Origin of the sequence: Halorubrum saccharovorum DSM 1137 (assembly GCF_000337915.1) — an archaeon.
In the GTDB taxonomy this organism is placed as follows: Archaea; Halobacteriota; Halobacteria; order Halobacteriales; family Haloferacaceae; genus Halorubrum; species Halorubrum saccharovorum.
The window spans coordinates 37,419-52,291 of record NZ_AOJE01000010.1 but is presented as its reverse complement, the minus strand read 5'-3'; the positions used below and the strand labels follow the sequence as shown (position 1 = coordinate 52,291).

14 protein-coding genes are annotated in these 14,873 nt (G+C 71.3%); 5 read left to right on the top strand and 9 right to left on the bottom strand.

Annotated features, from left to right (window positions below; translation table 11 throughout):
• Nucleotides 1–82: 82 nt before the first annotated feature.
• Both C471_RS02005 and C471_RS02000 read right to left on the bottom strand, forming a co-directional pair.
• Nucleotides 83–505 (bottom strand): GtrA family protein, encoded by a 423-nt coding sequence (locus tag C471_RS02005; protein ID WP_004046268.1) that lies wholly within the window; start codon nt 503–505, stop codon nt 83–85.
• Nucleotides 505–2,112 carry a sulfatase gene (locus C471_RS02000; protein ID WP_004046266.1) on the bottom strand — a complete coding sequence of 536 codons (1,608 nt, stop codon included), beginning with the start codon at nt 2,110–2,112 and terminating at the stop codon, nt 505–507. The genes C471_RS02005 and C471_RS02000 overlap by 1 nt, the downstream gene beginning before the upstream one ends.
• 275 nt (nt 2,113–2,387) lie before the next feature.
• On the opposite strand from C471_RS02000, the gene C471_RS01995 reads away from it, so the two are divergent.
• The 3 genes from C471_RS01995 (at nt 2,388) to C471_RS01985 (ending at nt 4,229) form a co-directional block, all read left to right on the top strand.
• The gene (locus tag C471_RS01995) at nt 2,388–3,374 is read left to right on the top strand and encodes an alpha/beta fold hydrolase (RefSeq protein ID WP_004046264.1); all 987 of its coding nucleotides are present in this window, start codon (nt 2,388–2,390) and stop codon (nt 3,372–3,374) included.
• A 91-nt stretch (nt 3,375–3,465) separates the two neighbouring features.
• Nucleotides 3,466–3,792: a cupin domain-containing protein gene (locus tag C471_RS01990; protein ID WP_004046263.1), complete on the top strand. Its 327-nt coding sequence runs from the start codon at nt 3,466–3,468 to the stop codon at nt 3,790–3,792.
• Nucleotides 3,792–4,229, top strand: a complete 438-nt coding sequence (locus tag C471_RS01985) for a rhodanese-like domain-containing protein (RefSeq protein ID WP_004046261.1) — start codon at nt 3,792–3,794, stop codon at nt 4,227–4,229. Before C471_RS01990 ends, C471_RS01985 begins: the two co-directional genes overlap by 1 nt.
• A gap of 15 nt (nt 4,230–4,244) precedes the next feature.
• Here the strand turns inward: C471_RS01985 and C471_RS01980 are convergent, their stop codons facing one another.
• The 4 genes from C471_RS01980 to C471_RS01965 all read right to left on the bottom strand — a co-directional run bounded on the left by C471_RS01980 (nt 4,245) and on the right by C471_RS01965 (nt 9,307).
• Nucleotides 4,245–6,389, bottom strand: a complete 2,145-nt coding sequence (locus C471_RS01980; RefSeq protein ID WP_004046259.1) for a hypothetical protein — start codon at nt 6,387–6,389, stop codon at nt 4,245–4,247.
• A gap of 238 nt (nt 6,390–6,627) precedes the next feature.
• Complete coding sequence (locus C471_RS01975; RefSeq protein ID WP_004046256.1) at nt 6,628–7,539, bottom strand: Vms1/Ankzf1 family peptidyl-tRNA hydrolase; 912 nt, start codon at nt 7,537–7,539, stop codon at nt 6,628–6,630.
• Between the two features lie 336 nt (nt 7,540–7,875).
• Nucleotides 7,876–8,220: a DUF5802 family protein gene (locus C471_RS01970; RefSeq protein ID WP_004046253.1), complete on the bottom strand. Its 345-nt coding sequence runs from the start codon at nt 8,218–8,220 to the stop codon at nt 7,876–7,878.
• A 160-nt stretch (nt 8,221–8,380) separates the two neighbouring features.
• Nucleotides 8,381–9,307 carry a decarboxylating 6-phosphogluconate dehydrogenase gene (locus C471_RS01965; protein ID WP_004046252.1) on the bottom strand — a complete coding sequence of 309 codons (927 nt, stop codon included), beginning with the start codon at nt 9,305–9,307 and terminating at the stop codon, nt 8,381–8,383.
• Between the two features lie 116 nt (nt 9,308–9,423).
• On the opposite strand from C471_RS01965, the gene C471_RS01960 reads away from it, so the two are divergent.
• Complete coding sequence (locus C471_RS01960; protein WP_004046250.1) at nt 9,424–9,900, top strand: cupin domain-containing protein; 477 nt, start codon at nt 9,424–9,426, stop codon at nt 9,898–9,900.
• Between the two features lie 16 nt (nt 9,901–9,916).
• Here C471_RS01960 and C471_RS01955 read toward each other — a convergent pair whose 3' ends face one another.
• On the bottom strand, nt 9,917–11,179 hold the full coding sequence (locus tag C471_RS01955; RefSeq protein ID WP_004046246.1) for a threonine synthase: 1,263 nt from the start codon (nt 11,177–11,179) through the stop codon (nt 9,917–9,919).
• 109 nt (nt 11,180–11,288) lie between these two features.
• On the opposite strand from C471_RS01955, the gene C471_RS01950 reads away from it, so the two are divergent.
• On the top strand, nt 11,289–12,023 hold the full coding sequence (locus C471_RS01950; RefSeq protein ID WP_004046244.1) for a helix-turn-helix domain-containing protein: 735 nt from the start codon (nt 11,289–11,291) through the stop codon (nt 12,021–12,023).
• 6 nt (nt 12,024–12,029) lie between these two features.
• Here the strand turns inward: C471_RS01950 and gcvPB are convergent, their stop codons facing one another.
• Both gcvPB and gcvPA read right to left on the bottom strand, forming a co-directional pair.
• Nucleotides 12,030–13,460, bottom strand: coding sequence for an aminomethyl-transferring glycine dehydrogenase subunit GcvPB (gene gcvPB, locus C471_RS01945; RefSeq protein WP_004046242.1), 1,431 nt, complete (start codon nt 13,458–13,460; stop codon nt 12,030–12,032).
• On the bottom strand, nt 13,461–14,789 hold the full coding sequence (gcvPA, locus tag C471_RS01940) for an aminomethyl-transferring glycine dehydrogenase subunit GcvPA (RefSeq protein ID WP_004046240.1): 1,329 nt from the start codon (nt 14,787–14,789) through the stop codon (nt 13,461–13,463).
• Nucleotides 14,790–14,873 lie beyond the last annotated feature (84 nt).

The window sequence follows — 14,873 nt, the reverse complement described above, 5'->3', positions numbered from 1 at the left end:
GGTGTCCCGCGGCGGGTCATCGCCACGCCCGACGCCGTCCCGCGTCCGACGGCGATTCCCACGCCCGACGCTACCCTGACGACTATCCCCACGTCCACTGGGAGTCGAGGACGAAGCGATAGAGCCCGCTGAGGAAGATGGCGATCGCGTTGGCGACGAGGTACATGAGACTCCCCCACTCCACGAGGGCGTAGAGGACCGCGAGCTGGATCGGGATGGCCGTCCCACGGACCAGATTCGTCTTCAGCAGACCGGTGAGGTAGTCCGTGGTGCCCGTGTTCTGACTCGCTTGGAACGTCCACGCGTTGTTGAGCACGTACGAGAGGATGATCGTGATCTCGATCGCGATGGTGGCGCCGATCAGGTAGTTCACTCCCGCGACGTCGACAAACGACCACAGCAGGCCCATCTGTATCCCCGCCGTGAGCGCACCGACGACGACGAACCGACGCATCTGAACGGCGATCGGCCCGCTCGTAAGGTTCCTGAGAACGGATCGAATCATCACCGGTAGCCGAGCGCTTCGAGGCGGGCTTCGAGGTCCTCGTCGACCTCTCCGTCGTCGCCCTCCTCGGTGTCTCCGGCCGCCACCGCGTCCGCCTGTCTGTCGCGGAGCTCCGCGACGTGGTCGGCGGCGATCGGCGCGAACCGCTCGACGACCGCGAGCGCCTCGTCGGACGGATCCGCAGAGCGGTCCTCCTGCTGAGTCGGGTCCGACGGTCGGTGATACAGCTCCGTCTCTCCCGTGTCCGCGTTCTCGATGTACGTCCACTCGTCGTCGCGGACGCTCACGAGGAGGTCGCCGTCAGACAGGGACCGCGGGATCGGCTGGTCGGTCACCTCCTCGCCCCGGACGGTGACGGAGACCACCGGGTCCTGATCGGGCGACTCCTCACCGCTGACCGTCGGTGCGAGCGACTCGCCGCGCCACTCCGGGGGCGATTCGACGTCGAGCAAGTCGGCGACGGTCGGCGGGATCGCGTCGAGGCCGACGTGTTCGGACACCCGACGCCCGCCGTCCTCGCCGGGGACGTTCACGATGAGCGGCACCCGAATCAGCTCGTCGTACAGCTTCGGGTAGTGCGCGAGGTGGCCGTGCTCCTGGAACTCCTCGCCGTGGTCGCCGGCGACCACGATCGCGGTCTCGTCGGCGATCCCGGCCGCTTCGAGCGTGTCGAGCAGGCGTCCGACGCTGGCGTCGACCTGTCGAACCGTCGCCTGATACAGGGTCCGGAGCTCCCGCAGGGTCCGCTCGCCGACCTCCCACCCGAGGCTCGTGCGCGTGTGGGCGTGGAGCATCCGGTGGGTGCCGACCAGCCCGTCCGAGACCTCGCGGATGTACCGCGGCGCGGGGACGTACGGGGTGTGGGTGTCCATGTAGTGGACCCACAGGAAGAACGGGTCGTCGGCGTCCTCGACGAAGTCGGTCGCGGCGTCCTCGACGTCGAACATCCGCGACGCGTCGAGGAAGGGGCGGTCGTCGCTGTCGCCTCGGATCTTAGAGCCGAGGCGGCGGAACGGCGACGTGACGAGCTGGATCCACGCCTCGACCGTCGGGTGCGCCGCGAGATACCGACTGTACCGGCTCGACCCGACGCTCGTGACGAACGGTTCGAACTCGTCGAACCCCTCCGGATACCCCCAGTGGGAGGTGAGGAACCCGTTCGCGGCGTTGAAGCCGCCGGTCGCGACGCCGGCCTCGGAAAGCACCGACGCGAGCGTCCGGGACCCTTTCACGCCGATGTCGCCGTTCCGGGCAAAGACGGGCTCGGAGGCGAGGATCGACGGGAACGAGAACGGCGTCCAGTTTCCGGTCGCGAACGACTGGTCGAAGACGGTCCCGTCGGCGGCCAACTCCGAGAGCACCGGCGAGTGCCGGTCGTCGTCGTAGGGTCCGATCGCGTCCGCCCGGAGAGAGTCGATCGTGACGAGGAGGACGTTAGATATCTCTTCAGTCGACACCGAGGGGGAGTCCGTCGAATCCGGGTCCGTCGAATCCGGGTCCGTCGAATCCGGGTCCGTCGAATCCGGGTCGACCGAGCCCGATCCGTTCGAGTCCGACGACTTCGAAGCCGATGCCGCTGTGTCCGAGGCCGACGTATCCGATACCATGTTATGCGAGAGGAGATTCTGACGCCGTCGAACCGCGAACCGGCCCGACCGGTCGCACCGGGTCTCGCCTCCGGAGGGAGCGGAACGCGAACCTCCGTCGAGTTGAGGGGTCGGCGAAGACCCCCGAACTCGTCGGGCCGATCGACAGAATCACTAGTATACCCGACAGCGGTCTGCCAGCGGCTTGAGGATTTCGGTTCCCAAGGCGGCGTCGGGCGGTGCGAATTCCCCTGACGGAACGTAGCTATTTGACGCTCGCGCGCCGAGAGGAACGCATGACCGACGCGTCGAGCCAGGGGAGTCAGGAGGGAGAGCCGGCCGGCGACCGACGTCTCGGGGTCGAGGCGCTCGACGAGCCCGTCCCGTCGGACGAGATCCCCGAGGGCGTTCCGGGGGAGTCGCGGGCGATCGACGCCGGTGACGTCCGGCTTCACGTCGTCGAGGCGGGTCCCGAAGACGGGAAGCTACTGGTCCTTCTCCACGGGTTCCCGGAGTTCTGGTACGGCTGGCACGAGACGCTCGCGCCGCTGGCCAACGCGGGTTACCGCGTCGTCGTCCCCGACCAGCGCGGCTACAATCTCTCCGAGAAGCCGCCCGCCGTGAGCGACTACCGGATCGACGCGCTGGCGCGGGACGTAGTCGGCCTGATCGACGCCTACGACCGCGAGACCGCCGCCGTCGCCGGCCACGACTGGGGCGCGGCGGTGGGGTGGTGGCTCGCGCTCCATCACGCCGACCGAGTCTCGGAGTTCGTCGCGGTCAACGTCCCGCACCCGACCGTCTTCGAGCGCGCCATCCGGAACTCGTGGGACCAGCGGCTCAAGAGCTGGTACATGCTGGCGTTCCAGCTTCCGAAACTCCCCGAGGCGGTCGCCAGCGCCGGGAACTGGCGGCTCGCCGTGCGGGGGCTCCGGAAGTCGAGCGATCCGGGGACGTTCGGCGACGAGGACTTCAGGCGCTACCGCCGCGCGTGGAGCCGCGACGGCGCGTTCGAGGCGATGGTGAACTGGTACCGGGCGATCGTCCGCGACCGCCCGACCCCGGAGACCGAGACCGTCGAGGTGCCGACGCTCGTGATCTGGGGCGCGCGGGACCGGTTCCTCTCGAGGCGGCTGGCCGGCGAGAGCGTCGAGCGCTGCGCGGACGGTCGCCTCCTCACCCTTGACGCGGCGACTCACTGGGTCGTCCACGAGGAGCCCCACCGCGTCGCTGAGGCGATCGCCGACCACGCCGATCCGCTGCCGCCGGGCGCGCGGGAGTAGGCCGCCGAGGCCGCGCCTCTCTCCGGGGCGCGTCCGGGCTCCGATCCCGCCCCGCCAAACGCCTTTTGTACCAACGCCGGAGAGGGGTGGTATGACGCTCGATCGATACGCCGACGCGGTCGACGACCTCTCCCCCGACGACGGAGAGGTCGAGACCGCCGAACTGGTCGTCACCGACGACGTGCTCGTCAAGGCGTTCGCGCTCGGACCGGGCGCGACCGTCGAGCCGCACGAGCACGGCGACGCCACCAACGTCTTCCACATCCTCGAAGGCGAGCCGACCGTTATCCGCGGGGACGAGGAGGAGTCGCTCGCGGCGCCCGCGGTCGTCGTAAACGAGCGCGGAACCGTCCACGGCGCCCGGAACGACACCGACGAGCGCGCCGTCATCACGGCGAGCCTCTGTCCGCTCCCCTGATGGACGGCGAGATCGACCCCGACGAGCTGGCGGCGCTGCTCGACGGCGATGGGGCCGACGCCGATGACGCCGACGCCGATGACGCCGACACAGACGACCTCCGAATCGTCGACATCCGCGACCGGCGCGCCTTCGACCGCGGGCACGTCCCCGGAAGCGAGTGTATCCCCTTCCCGGAGCTGACGACCCGGATCGCGGAACTGGAGGGCTCGGCGCGGATCGTCACCGTCTGTCCCCACGGGATCTCCAGCCGGCAGGCGGCCCAGCTGATCGGGAGCTACGCGGGAACGCAGGACGCGCGCGTCGAGAGCCTCCGCGGCGGCATCGAGGCGTGGGAGCGCAGCGCCGGCGAACTGGTCGCGACGAGCGTCGACGGGGGCGACGGCGGGACGAACCCGAACGAAGGCGTGGACGAGGGACCGGACGCGCCGTTTTAGCTCCGCACCCTCTGGCTACCCGCTCCGCCGACCGGGACGCGCGAGCGCCGCGCCGGCGACGGCGATTGAGACGAGAGCGACCCCGGGACCGAATCCGGGCGCGCCGTCGGCCGAGACCGGTCCGTCGCCCTCGACCGCCACCGTCGTCGACGCCTCGTCGACCGGACCGACGGCGCTGACCGTCACGTTTCGGGGACCGACGCCGATCGACCCCCCGTCCCCGAATCGGATCTCGCGTTCGACCGTCGTCTCCTCGCCGGCGTCCAGCCGCACCGGGGCGGTCTCGACCGTCTCGCCGTCGGCCCGGAACGCGATCTCCCCGCCCGCGGGCACACTCGCGTCGTTGCCCACGGTCGCGGTCGCGACGACCGACTCGCCGGCGGAAACGCGGTCGCGGTCGGTCGAGACCTCGCGGACGTTCGGGCGGGCGGGCTCGGAAACGGCGACGGTCAGGCGCTCGCTGCCGATCCGGACCTCGTACTCGCCCGGCTCGTCGAACCGATGCTCGAAGCGCTCGACCGCCTCGGCGCCGGCGTCGAGCATCCCCGACCGGTTCGCGACCGACTCGCCGTCGACCGAGAGCGACAGGTCGTAGCTCCCGGCCGCGCCGCCGGTGTTCGACGCGACGACCGCCACGGCGAGCGACTCGCCGACGACGAGTTCGACGGGGTCGCGGGCGACGGTCCGGTTCCGGTACTCGCCGGTCGCCCGGACCCCGTCGGCGGCGAGCCCGTATCCCACCTGCGCGGGGGTCTCGCCGAACGCCGCCGCGTGGGCGTCTCGGTCCCACATCTCGGGGGCCTCCCGCGTGGTCGTCAGTCGCTCGGCGGCGGCGCGGATCTCGCTCGCAGTGGCGTCGTCGGCCCCCTCGGCGGCCGCCGCCTCGACCGCGTCGAGAACGTCCTCGTTGGTGACCGGCCCGTCGGCCTCGTTGAGGTCGCGGAGGACCGTCGCCAGCGACGCGGCGCCGTCGGTCTCGTTCCGGAGCCGGCGGTCGATCTCGCCGGCGACGAGCGCGCCCTTCGTGTAGTCGGGGTTCCCCTCCCACGTCGCCGGATCGGCGAGCACCGCCGAGGCGTCGGGATCGCGCTCGCCGCGGGCCAGCGTGCGCTCGAACGCGTCGAAGTCCGCGGCGCCGCGTTCGAGCGCGAACAGCGCGGCGTAGTGGGTCGCGCTCGCCTCCGTGATCCACCGACCGCTCGCCTCGGTGCGGTACGCCTGCCGGGTGTGGACGTACTCGTGGGTCCAGACGTCCGCGGCCGTGCCGGCGGGCTCCTCGTCGCTGACCCACAGGTCCGCGTCGCCGGTCTGCAGCCCGCGGACCGCCCACGACACCTCGCCCGTGGGCGCGGCGAACGCGACCACTTCCTCGTCGCGGGCGCCGACCTGAAGCGCGTTCGAGGCGTCGGCGAACACGCCGAACACCTCGTCGGGCTCCGCGACCGGGTCCGCGGCGTCGGGGACGATCAGCCGGTAGCGCTGGCCCGCGGCCTCGCGGACGTACTCCTCGTGCGGCCCGAGGAACGCCATCGACTGCGAGGCGACGCCCTCCCCGGGAACGACCGTCTCGCGGTCCAGCCGGACCTGCGCCTCGTACTGCCCGGTGTACGACCACGCGGCGGCGACGCGGGGGGTCCGGACGAGCGCCCACTCGCCCGCGTCGACGAAGCGGTAGGTGCCGTCGGTCGCGAGCGGCCCCTCCTGCTCGACCGTGTCGTTCGCGTCGACGGCGTACGTGAGCGAGGGGTCCGCGGTCTCGCCGTCCCACTCCCAGACGGACTCGCCGGTCTCGGCGTCGTCGACCGGGGCGAACCCGTCGGCCTCGACATCGGCGCCGGCGTCGACGCTGAGCAGCGTCACTTCGAGCTCCGTGACCCGATCGGGGATCGCCGCCCGCGTCGTGACGTCGATCGACCCGCGCTCGTCGGTCTGGGCGAGTTCGTGGCGTAACCGAATCACGTCGGCGTCGTCTCCGGATGTCTGTGCCACCGAGTCCGCGTCGAGACTTCCCGAGAACGATTCGGCGGGGGAAGCCGTCTCACCGGTGGCGACCGGAGCGACCCCGACGCCGGCGGCCGCCACCCCGACGATCAGGAGCGCGACGACCAGGGACGCGACGACCGCGGTTCGAACACCGGAGGACGGCTCGGACCGGCTCATGTGTGCCGTACCGCGCGCACCGGGTTTAGGACTGTTCGTGGCTGCGTTGACACGACTGCGTTGGCGCGACCGCGTTAACACGACCGCGCTGACGCGACCGGGGCGACGAGTCGGCGTCGCGATGCGACGCTGGGCGGGTCGAGAAGTAGGGGGGAGGGAGCGTGTGACGTGCCCCTCCGACTGCGCGATGTCGAGGCCGGGATATAGTTATGCGGTGCTTGCGGGGGTCATCTCGCCCTCAGATCGCGTGGATCCGGGTCGTCCAGAAGTCACGGAAGGCGTCGGCGAGCGCGTCCCGCGGCTTCCCGGTCGCGTCGGAGACATCGGTGACGTCGGCGTGTTCTCGGAGCTCGCCGAGCACGCTGCGCTCGCCGACGACGATCGTCCGGTCGATCGGGGCGTCAGAGTCGTCGAGGTCCGTCAGCGCCGCGGTCGCCTTCTTGAGGTGGTCGTCGATCTGCCCCTCGCGCCGGCGCTCGAACCGCCCCTGCGAGAAGCCGCCCTTCGAGTGCGCCTCCTTCACGTCGGAGGTGAACCCCTCGAAGTCGACCCGCTCGTCGCCCTCGTAGACGCCGAGCGCGAAGGTGTCCGACCGGACGAGCGCGAAGGCGACCCGCCCTGTCGGTCGGAACCACGACTCGTCGAGGCGGAACTCGTCGCTCCACCGGTCGAACGGCGCCGGCTCGATCGGGGGCGTCAGCGCCGCGCTCACCGCCCCGGTGTCGTCAGCGATGACGACCGCGGGGGCGGCCCGCCTGACGAGTCGGGTCCGGTCGCCGAACCACTCCGCGACGCTCGACGGGACCGCGTCCTCGTCCGGGACGAAGGCGGTGAGGAGCCCCTCGGCGTCGTCGCTTTCGACCGCCCGGAAGCGCCCGAGCGCGTCGACAAGCCTCGGCCCGCGGGCGTCGCTCACGCGGCGGAACTCGACCGACTCCTCCTCTCCTTCGGCGCGGTCGAGGCGCTCCTCAAGCGACTCGATCCGGTGTTCGAGTTCGTTGACGCGCTCCTCGGCGCGCTGGCGGTCCGCGACGGCGTCGGACCGACGCTCCTCCTCGGCCTCGGCGCGGCGTTCGAGGTGGCGCTTCTCCTCCTCCAACTCCGCGATCCGCTCCTTCAGCTCGGCGCGCCCGAGCAGCCTGTCGATCATACCCGAACGGGAACCCTCCGCCACCTAAAAGGTGCGTCTGCGGCGGCGACGAGAGCGCGACCGCTCATAACTGACGGGCGGTGGCGTGTGCCGGTGAGCGCCGCAACGCGGCGCGAACCGCACGCGCGCGGTCGCCGGCGGCGTTGCCGCCGGCTGCCAGAGGGACCGTCGGTCCCTCGCTGGAGTCGGTCGCCCGAGCGAAGCGATGGGCGACCGACGAGGCTGGGGAGGCGTGAGGTGCGGTTGCGGTGCGGGCGGGACTCAAAGGGGCGGCCGCGAGGCGGTCACAGGCGACGGAAGCACTGGAGGGAGAACGGAGTGAGCGACCGCGTCGCACTACGCGTTCACGTGCGGTTCCCAGCCCTCCCAGCGCAGCAGCGTCTCGGCGCGGTCCGCGTCCGCCAACAGCACGTTCCGCCGATCCGGGAGGGCGTCGTCCGCGAGCTCTTGGGGGATCGCGAGCGTGCCGCTCGGCACGTCCTCGTCGCCGCCGACCGGGATGTGCCCGCCGCCGACCTTCATCACGAGCGGGGCGTCGAGTCGCTCGACGCCCTCGCCGTCGGCGTACAGCTGCTCGTTGACGTGCTCGTGGTCGACCCGCTGGATGACGGCCCGCTCGCCGTCGTGGGGTTCCACGTACAGTTCCCCCAGGTAGTAGCCGCTTGAGAATCGCTCGAACATTCTGTGCATGTTAATCTCTGTCACGGAAATACATAAGTGTTTCTCGGACAGGATCAAGCGTGATAATTAGGAGACCAAAGCCCGTCGGCGTCACACCGGAACCGGTCGGTCATCCGCGACACGCCGCCCTCTCCGCACTCTCCGCACTCTCCGCCCGGCCTCACTCCTCGTCGGAGCGTCTCGCGACCTCGTGGCGCCCGAAGCCGTACCGGAGCCGGTTCGCGAGCCGCCGGGAGAAGCGCCCCTCGTTCCGGGAGTCGAACCGCTCCGCGAGCGCCTGATAGATGATCGGCACGGGGACCTCCTGTTCGAGCGCCTCTCGGACTGTCCACGTCCCGGTGGATCCCCCTGCGACGTGGTCCGCCACGTCGCCCAGATCGGAGCCCTCCTCGCGGAACGCCTCCTCGCAGAGTTCGAGGAGCCACGACCGGATCACGGCGCCGTTGTTCCAGGTGCGCGCGACCGACTCCATATCGAGGTCGTAGCGCCCCTCGGTGAGCAGTTCGAACCCCTCGCCGTACGCCTGCATCAGCGCGTACTCCACGCCGTTGTGGACCATCTTCACGTAGTGGCCCGACCCCGACTCGCCCATGCGGTCGTGGCCGTCCGGGCCGGTCGCGACCGCGTCGAACACCGGCACGAGCGCCTCGTAGGCCCACTCGGGACCGCCGACCATCAGCGAGAAGCCCGCCTCGGCGCTGGCGGGGCCCCCGGAGGTGCCGCAGTCGAGGTACGCGGCGTCGGTCTCCTCGGCGCGCCGGACCGACGCCTGAAACTGCGAGTTCCCGCCGTCGACGACCACGTCGTCGGCATCGAGGTGCGGCTCCAAGTCGTCGAGCGTGGCGTCGACCGCGTCGCCCGCGGGGACCATGAGCCAGACGCGCTTGCCGTCGTCGTCTCCCTCGCTCGACCCGTCGAGCCGGTCGCACAGGTCCGCGACCGAGTCCGCGGCCGTCGCGCCCGCCTCCGCCGCCTCCGCGGTCGCCTCCGCCGAGAGGTCGAACGCGACCACGTCGTGGCCCGCGTCGAGCGACCGATTCACCACGATCTGCCCCATCCGCCCGAGTCCGATGACGCCGAGTTCCATGCGCGAGGGGTGGCGACCGCCCGCCGTAGTGGTTCCGGTTCGGGGCTCGCTCCGGCGCGTCAGCGACCGCGGAGGGACGCCCGAACGGTTTTGCTCGCGGCGGTCGTGTCACGCCCATGCCACGAGTCAGCGAGAGCGACCTCGACTGGACCGACACGGAGCGCGGGGAGACCCGGTTCCGCCGAAAGCAACTCGCCGAGGCCGCCGACGGCGGGGAGATCGGCTGCAGCCTCTACGAGCTGCCGGCCGGCGCGAAGTCGTGGCCGTACCACTACCACACCGCCAACGAGGAGGCGATCTACGTGCTGTCTGGGAACGCCACCTTGCGTCACGACGGGGAGACGGTCCGGATCGAGGCCGGCGACTACGTCCCGTTCCCGGCGGACGAGTCGGGCGCCCACCGCGTCATCAACGAGGGCGACGAGCCGGTCCGATACCTCGCGATGTCGACCATGACCGAGCCGGACGTGACGGTGTACCCCGACTCGGACACCTTCGGCGTGTACGTCGGGTCGCCGCCGGGCGGCCGCGAGGAGCGCTCGCTGGAGGGGTACTACGCGATCGACGGCGACGTCGACTACTGGGAGATGTAGCCGTCCGGTCGCGCTCTCACGAGTCGATGTCGTCTCCCGCCGTCTCGGTCGCCGCCTCTCCCGCCTCAACCTCCCGCTCCCCGAGGTGCGCGCGCAGGGCGTCGACGTCCTTGTTGCCCGCGCCGGTGTTCAGGAGGACGACGGTGTCATCGGGGCCGAACTCGCCCGACTCCGCCAGCGCGAACGCCCCCGAGACGCAGGCCGCGCAGGTCGCGCCGACCTCCAGCCCCTCCGTCCGAGCGACCTCGATCGCGGCGTCGAGGATCGCGCGGTCGGTCGTCGCCACCGCGCCCCCGTCCGACTCTCGGATCGCGTCGAGGACGAGCGGGCTCGCGCCCGGATCCGGGATCGCGATCCCGTTGCAAGCCGTGTCGACCTCGTCGTCCGGGACCGGTTCGTGGCGGTCGGCGCCCGACTCGTAGGCGTCGACGACGGGCGCACACCCGGCCGCCTGCGCGGCGTACATCGGAACGAGTTCGTCGGTCCACCCCAGCTCGCGAACCTCGCGGGCGGCCTTGTGCATCCCGACGAGGCCGACGCCCCCGCCGGTCGGGTAGACGACGCCGTCGGGCGCCCCCCAGTCGAGCTGTTCGAGCAGCTCTAACGCCATCGTCTTCTTCCCCTCGTGGCGGTACGGAGTCACGAACGTCTTCGTCGAGTACCAGTCGGGGTGGTCCTCCATCGCCTCCGCGTACGCGCGCCCGGCGTCGCCGATCTGCGAGTTTCCGTCGATCGGATCCGTCACGGTCAGGTCGGCGCCGTGGACCTCCGTCATCGCCTTCTGGGTGAACCCCGCCCGCGAGGGGAGGAACACGTGGGCGTCCAGATCCGCGCGGGCCGCGTACGCGGCCGCCGCCTGTCCGGCGTTGCCGGCGCTGTTCAGCGCGACCTCCTCCGCGCCGTGCTGGCTCGCGGCCGTCATCGCCAGCGACTGCCCCCGGTCCTTGAACGTCCCCGTCGGGTTCGATCCCTCGTCTTTCAGGAGGACCCGTCCCACGCCCATCGCGTCCGCGAGCCCCGGACACTCGATCAGCGGCGTCGCGCCCTCGCCGAGCGACACCGCCGCGTCAGTCGCGAAGGGTAGCAGCTCCGCGTACCGCCACATCGACTCGAACGGACGCTCGGCGAGGTCCTCGGGGGAGAGGTCGATCCGATCGAGGTCGTACGTCGGGTCGAGGATCCCGCCGCAGTCCGGGCATCGGTGCGTCGCGGCCTCCGGACCGAACGCCTCGCCGCAGTCGACACACGAGAGCCCCGTGAACGCGTCCGTCGTTTCCATGGAGTCGCGTTCGACCGCTCCCGACTTCGGTCCATCGGTCCGAGATCGGCTTCAAACCCGAAACGGATGAAGAGGAAACGGGAGAGAGCGGGAGGTGCTACCTCCGCGTATGACCCGACTGACGGTCCGGCTCGACTTCCCGAGCGGCTCGTGGCTGGGTGACGTGTCGCGGAGCCACCCGGACGCGACGCTCCGTGCGACCGAGACGGTCGCCGCCGCGGAGGGAGAGGTGACCCCGCTCGCCGTCGCCGGCACCGACCGCGCGGCGACGGAGGCGACGCTGCGCGACCATGACCGCGTCGATCGGGTCGACGTCAGCGAGCGCGCCGGCCCGGCGACGCGGCTCCGAGTCGTCGCCCCCGCACCGCCGCCGCACGTCGCAGCCGCGCGAGCGGTCGGCCTCCCGATCGAAGAACCGGTCACGGTGACGAACGGGCGCGCGACCGTCGAGGTCGCCGGCGATCGCTCCCGGCTCACCGCGTTCTGCCGACGGCTCACCGGTGAGGGCGTCACCGTGGGTGTCGAGGCGAGCAACACCGAGGAGGACCTCGTCCTCACGGACGCCCAGCGCGACCTCGTCCTCGCCGCCGTCGCTGCCGGGTACTACGACACCCCCCGAGAGTGCACGCTCACGGAGCTCGCCGAGTCGCGCGACCTCGCGAAGTCGACGTGCAGCGAGACCCTCCACCGCGCCGAGGGGCGGGTGTTACGCCGGTTCGTGGACGGCGAGTTCGACTGCGACGACCGGGAGAAGAGCGGGGAGACGCCGTTCGGCGACGACGCCGAGCCGAGGCGCGAACGCGACCGAACGGAGCCGGTCGACATCGCTACCAGCGAGCCGTGAGGGGCGCTACTCCCCGTCCAGCGCCTGCCACGAGAGCTTCGGATCCCGCGCGGCGCTCACCTGGTCGATCCGAGCCGCAGCGGTGCGGTTCGGGGCGGCGTCGAGCGCCTCGTCCGAGTCCGCGTACGCGAGATTGAACGCCTCCGCGAGGTCGTCGAGCGACGACCGACCTTCGATCTCGGTCGGCTCCGTCAGCATCGCCTCGGGCACCATCTCCGGCCACTTCGTCGTCGGCGGGTGAACGCCGAAGTCGAGCATGCGCTTCGCCACGTCGGCGGCGTCGCGCTCGCCCGCCGTCGCCGCGAACTCGTGGTGGAAGGGGCCGTACGGCACGTCCAGGTCGATCTGCTCCGCGAGGTAGTTCGCGTTGAGCACCGCCTTCGCGGCCGCGTCCGCGAGCCCCTCGTCGCCGAGCCGAGCGATGTACGCGTAGGTCTTGACGAGGACGAGCCAGTTGCCGCCGAACCCGTGGACCTTCCCGATCGTCTCGTCGGGATCGAAGGGCTCGTAGCCGCTCCCGTCCTCTCGCTCGCGGACCCGCGGGGAGGGGAGGAACTCGGCGAGTTCGTCGACGACGCCGACCGGGCCGGCGCCCGGCCCGCCCCCGCCGTGCGGGGTCGCGAACGTCTTGTGGACGTTGTAGTGCATCACGTCGAACCCCATGTCGCCGGGCCGACCGCGGCCGAGCAGGGCGTTGAGGTTCGCGCCGTCGTAGTAGAGCAGCCCCCCGGCGTCGTGGACGATATCGGCGATCTCCGTGATGTCGCGCTCGAAGAGCCCGACCGTGTTCGGGTTGGTCAGCATGAGCGCGGCGGTGTCGTCGCCGACGGCTGCCTCCAGCGCCTCGACGTCGACCCGCCCGTCGTCGCCGGACGGCAGTTCGACCACGTCGTAGCCCGCCATCGCGGCGGTCGCGAAGTTGGTGCCGTGCGCGGAGGCGGGGATCACGACCTCGGACCGGTCGTTGCCGTGGTGCTCGTGGTACGCCTTCGCGACCGCGATGCCGGTGAACTCGCCGGCGGCGCCCGCGGGCGGCTGGAGCGTGACCGCGTCCATCCCGCCGATCTCGCCGAGGTACTCCTGGAGCCGGTACTGCAGTTCGAGGTTCCCCTGGGCCGCCCGCGCGGAGCGGTCCGGGTGGATCGCCGCGTTCGGATCGGCGGCCACGTCCTCGGTGAACTTCGGGTTGTACTTCATCGTACAGCTCCCGAGCGGGTACGGCCCCGAGTCGATCGCCCAGTTCATCTGCGAGAGCCGGGTGTAGTGGCGGGCGATCTCCGGCTCGGAGGGCGCCGGGAGGGTGAGCTCCTCGCGCGTCAGGTCGTCGGGCAGCGGCGACCCCTCGCGCACGTCGACGGTCGTCTCGTCCTTCTCCGAGAGCAGCGGCTCGTGGACGTCCTCGCCCTCGCGGGCGTAGTCGGCCTGGTCGTGGATCACTCAGATCACCTCCTCGAAGGCGGCGACGAGACCGTCGGTCCGCCCCGCGTTCAGGTCGGTCACGCACACCTGCAGCAGGTGTTCGCCGATCGTGTGGACCGCGAACCCCTCCGCCTCTAAGTCCGCCGCGATGGCCGCCGCGGGCTGGTCGACGCGCACGGCGAACTCGCGGACGTGGTGCCGGTCGTGGACCGGCGCGGCGGCGCCTTTCACCTCGTCGATCCGGTCAGCGAGCGCGGCCGCCTCCCTGACGCAGTCGTTCGCGAGGTCGACGAGCCCGTCGGGACCGAGCGTCGCCGCGTGGATCGCGGCGCGGAGCGCGACCCACGCCTGATTCGTACAGATGTTCGAGGTCGCCCGCTCCTTCCGGATGTGCTGTTCGCGAGTCTGAAGCGTGAGCGTGAACGCGCGGTCGCCCGCCGCGTCCTCGGCGGCGCCGACGAGCCGCCCCGGGACCTGCCGGAGGAAGTCGTCGCTGCAGGCGAAGAGGCCGAGCCCCATCCCGTAGGCGGTGGGAAGTCCGAGCGCGCCCGCCTCGCCGACGACGACGTCGGCGCCGACGCTCGCGGGCTCTTCGAGCACCGACAGCGACACCGGGTCCGACCCGAGCGTGAACAGCGCGTCGGCGTCGGCCGCGAGGTCGCCGATCGCTCCGAGGCGCTCTTCGATGCAGCCGCGGACGGTGGGGTTCTCGGCGTACACCATGACCACGTCGTCGCCGGCGCGGTCGGCGAGCGCGTCGACGTCGACGTTCCCGTCGGTCATCGGGTACGACTCGACGGTCAGGTCGGCGCCCGCGCAGTAGTTCTCCAGCACCGCGCGCTTCCCCTCGCGGAGGTGGTCGGGGACGAGGACCACGTCGCCCGAGGTCGAGCGGACGCGGTCGGCCAGCGTCGCCGCCTCGCCGAGCGCGGTCGCGGCGTCGTACATCGAGCAGTTCGCGACCGGGAGCCCCGTCAGCTCCACGAGCATCGACTGGTACTCAAAGAGGGCCTGCAGGAACCCCTGCGACACCTCCGGCTGGTACTGGGTGTAGCTCGTGAGAAACTCCGCGCGGTCGGCGAGGTGGTCGACGACGCTCGGCACGTAGTGACCGTAGTGGCCCCGCCCGAGGAACTCGGCGAGGTCGTCGTTGCGCGCGAAGATCCGCGAACACTCCGCGCGGATCTCCCGCTCCGAGCGCGGTTCGATCCCGAACTCGCCGTCGAACGCGACGGCGTCGGGGATGTCGAACAGCGCCTCCTCGTCGTCGACGCCGATCGCCGAGAGCATCGCCGCGGTCTCGCTGTCGGTGTGGGGCGCGTACGGCGTGCCGCCGCTCCCGCTCATCGGTTCGTCCCGTCCTGTCTGCGGTCGTTCGGTCGCCCGGTACCGGCTCGTCGATCGAAGGGTGGCGTGGTCATGGTCGTATGT

Excerpts from the sequence above, each read along its gene's own strand:
- C471_RS01960 (WP_004046250.1), top strand. The coding sequence starts at position 9,424 with ATGCCACGAGTCAGCGAGAGCGACCTCGACTGGACCGACACGGAGCGC.
- C471_RS01955 (WP_004046246.1), bottom strand. The coding sequence starts at position 11,179 with ATGGAAACGACGGACGCGTTCACGGGGCTCTCGTGTGTCGACTGCGGC.
- C471_RS01985 (WP_004046261.1), top strand. The coding sequence starts at position 3,792 with ATGGACGGCGAGATCGACCCCGACGAGCTGGCGGCGCTGCTCGACGGC.
- C471_RS01965 (WP_004046252.1), bottom strand. The coding sequence starts at position 9,307 with ATGGAACTCGGCGTCATCGGACTCGGGCGGATGGGGCAGATCGTGGTG.
- C471_RS01980 (WP_004046259.1), bottom strand. The coding sequence starts at position 6,389 with ATGAGCCGGTCCGAGCCGTCCTCCGGTGTTCGAACCGCGGTCGTCGCG.
- C471_RS01975 (WP_004046256.1), bottom strand. The coding sequence starts at position 7,539 with ATGATCGACAGGCTGCTCGGGCGCGCCGAGCTGAAGGAGCGGATCGCG.
- C471_RS02005 (WP_004046268.1), bottom strand. The coding sequence starts at position 505 with ATGATTCGATCCGTTCTCAGGAACCTTACGAGCGGGCCGATCGCCGTT.
- C471_RS01995 (WP_004046264.1), top strand. The coding sequence starts at position 2,388 with ATGACCGACGCGTCGAGCCAGGGGAGTCAGGAGGGAGAGCCGGCCGGC.
- C471_RS01950 (WP_004046244.1), top strand. The coding sequence starts at position 11,289 with ATGACCCGACTGACGGTCCGGCTCGACTTCCCGAGCGGCTCGTGGCTG.
- C471_RS02000 (WP_004046266.1), bottom strand. The coding sequence starts at position 2,112 with ATGGTATCGGATACGTCGGCCTCGGACACAGCGGCATCGGCTTCGAAG.
- gcvPA (WP_004046240.1), bottom strand. The coding sequence starts at position 14,789 with ATGAGCGGGAGCGGCGGCACGCCGTACGCGCCCCACACCGACAGCGAG.
- C471_RS01990 (WP_004046263.1), top strand. The coding sequence starts at position 3,466 with ATGACGCTCGATCGATACGCCGACGCGGTCGACGACCTCTCCCCCGAC.
- C471_RS01970 (WP_004046253.1), bottom strand. The coding sequence starts at position 8,220 with ATGTTCGAGCGATTCTCAAGCGGCTACTACCTGGGGGAACTGTACGTG.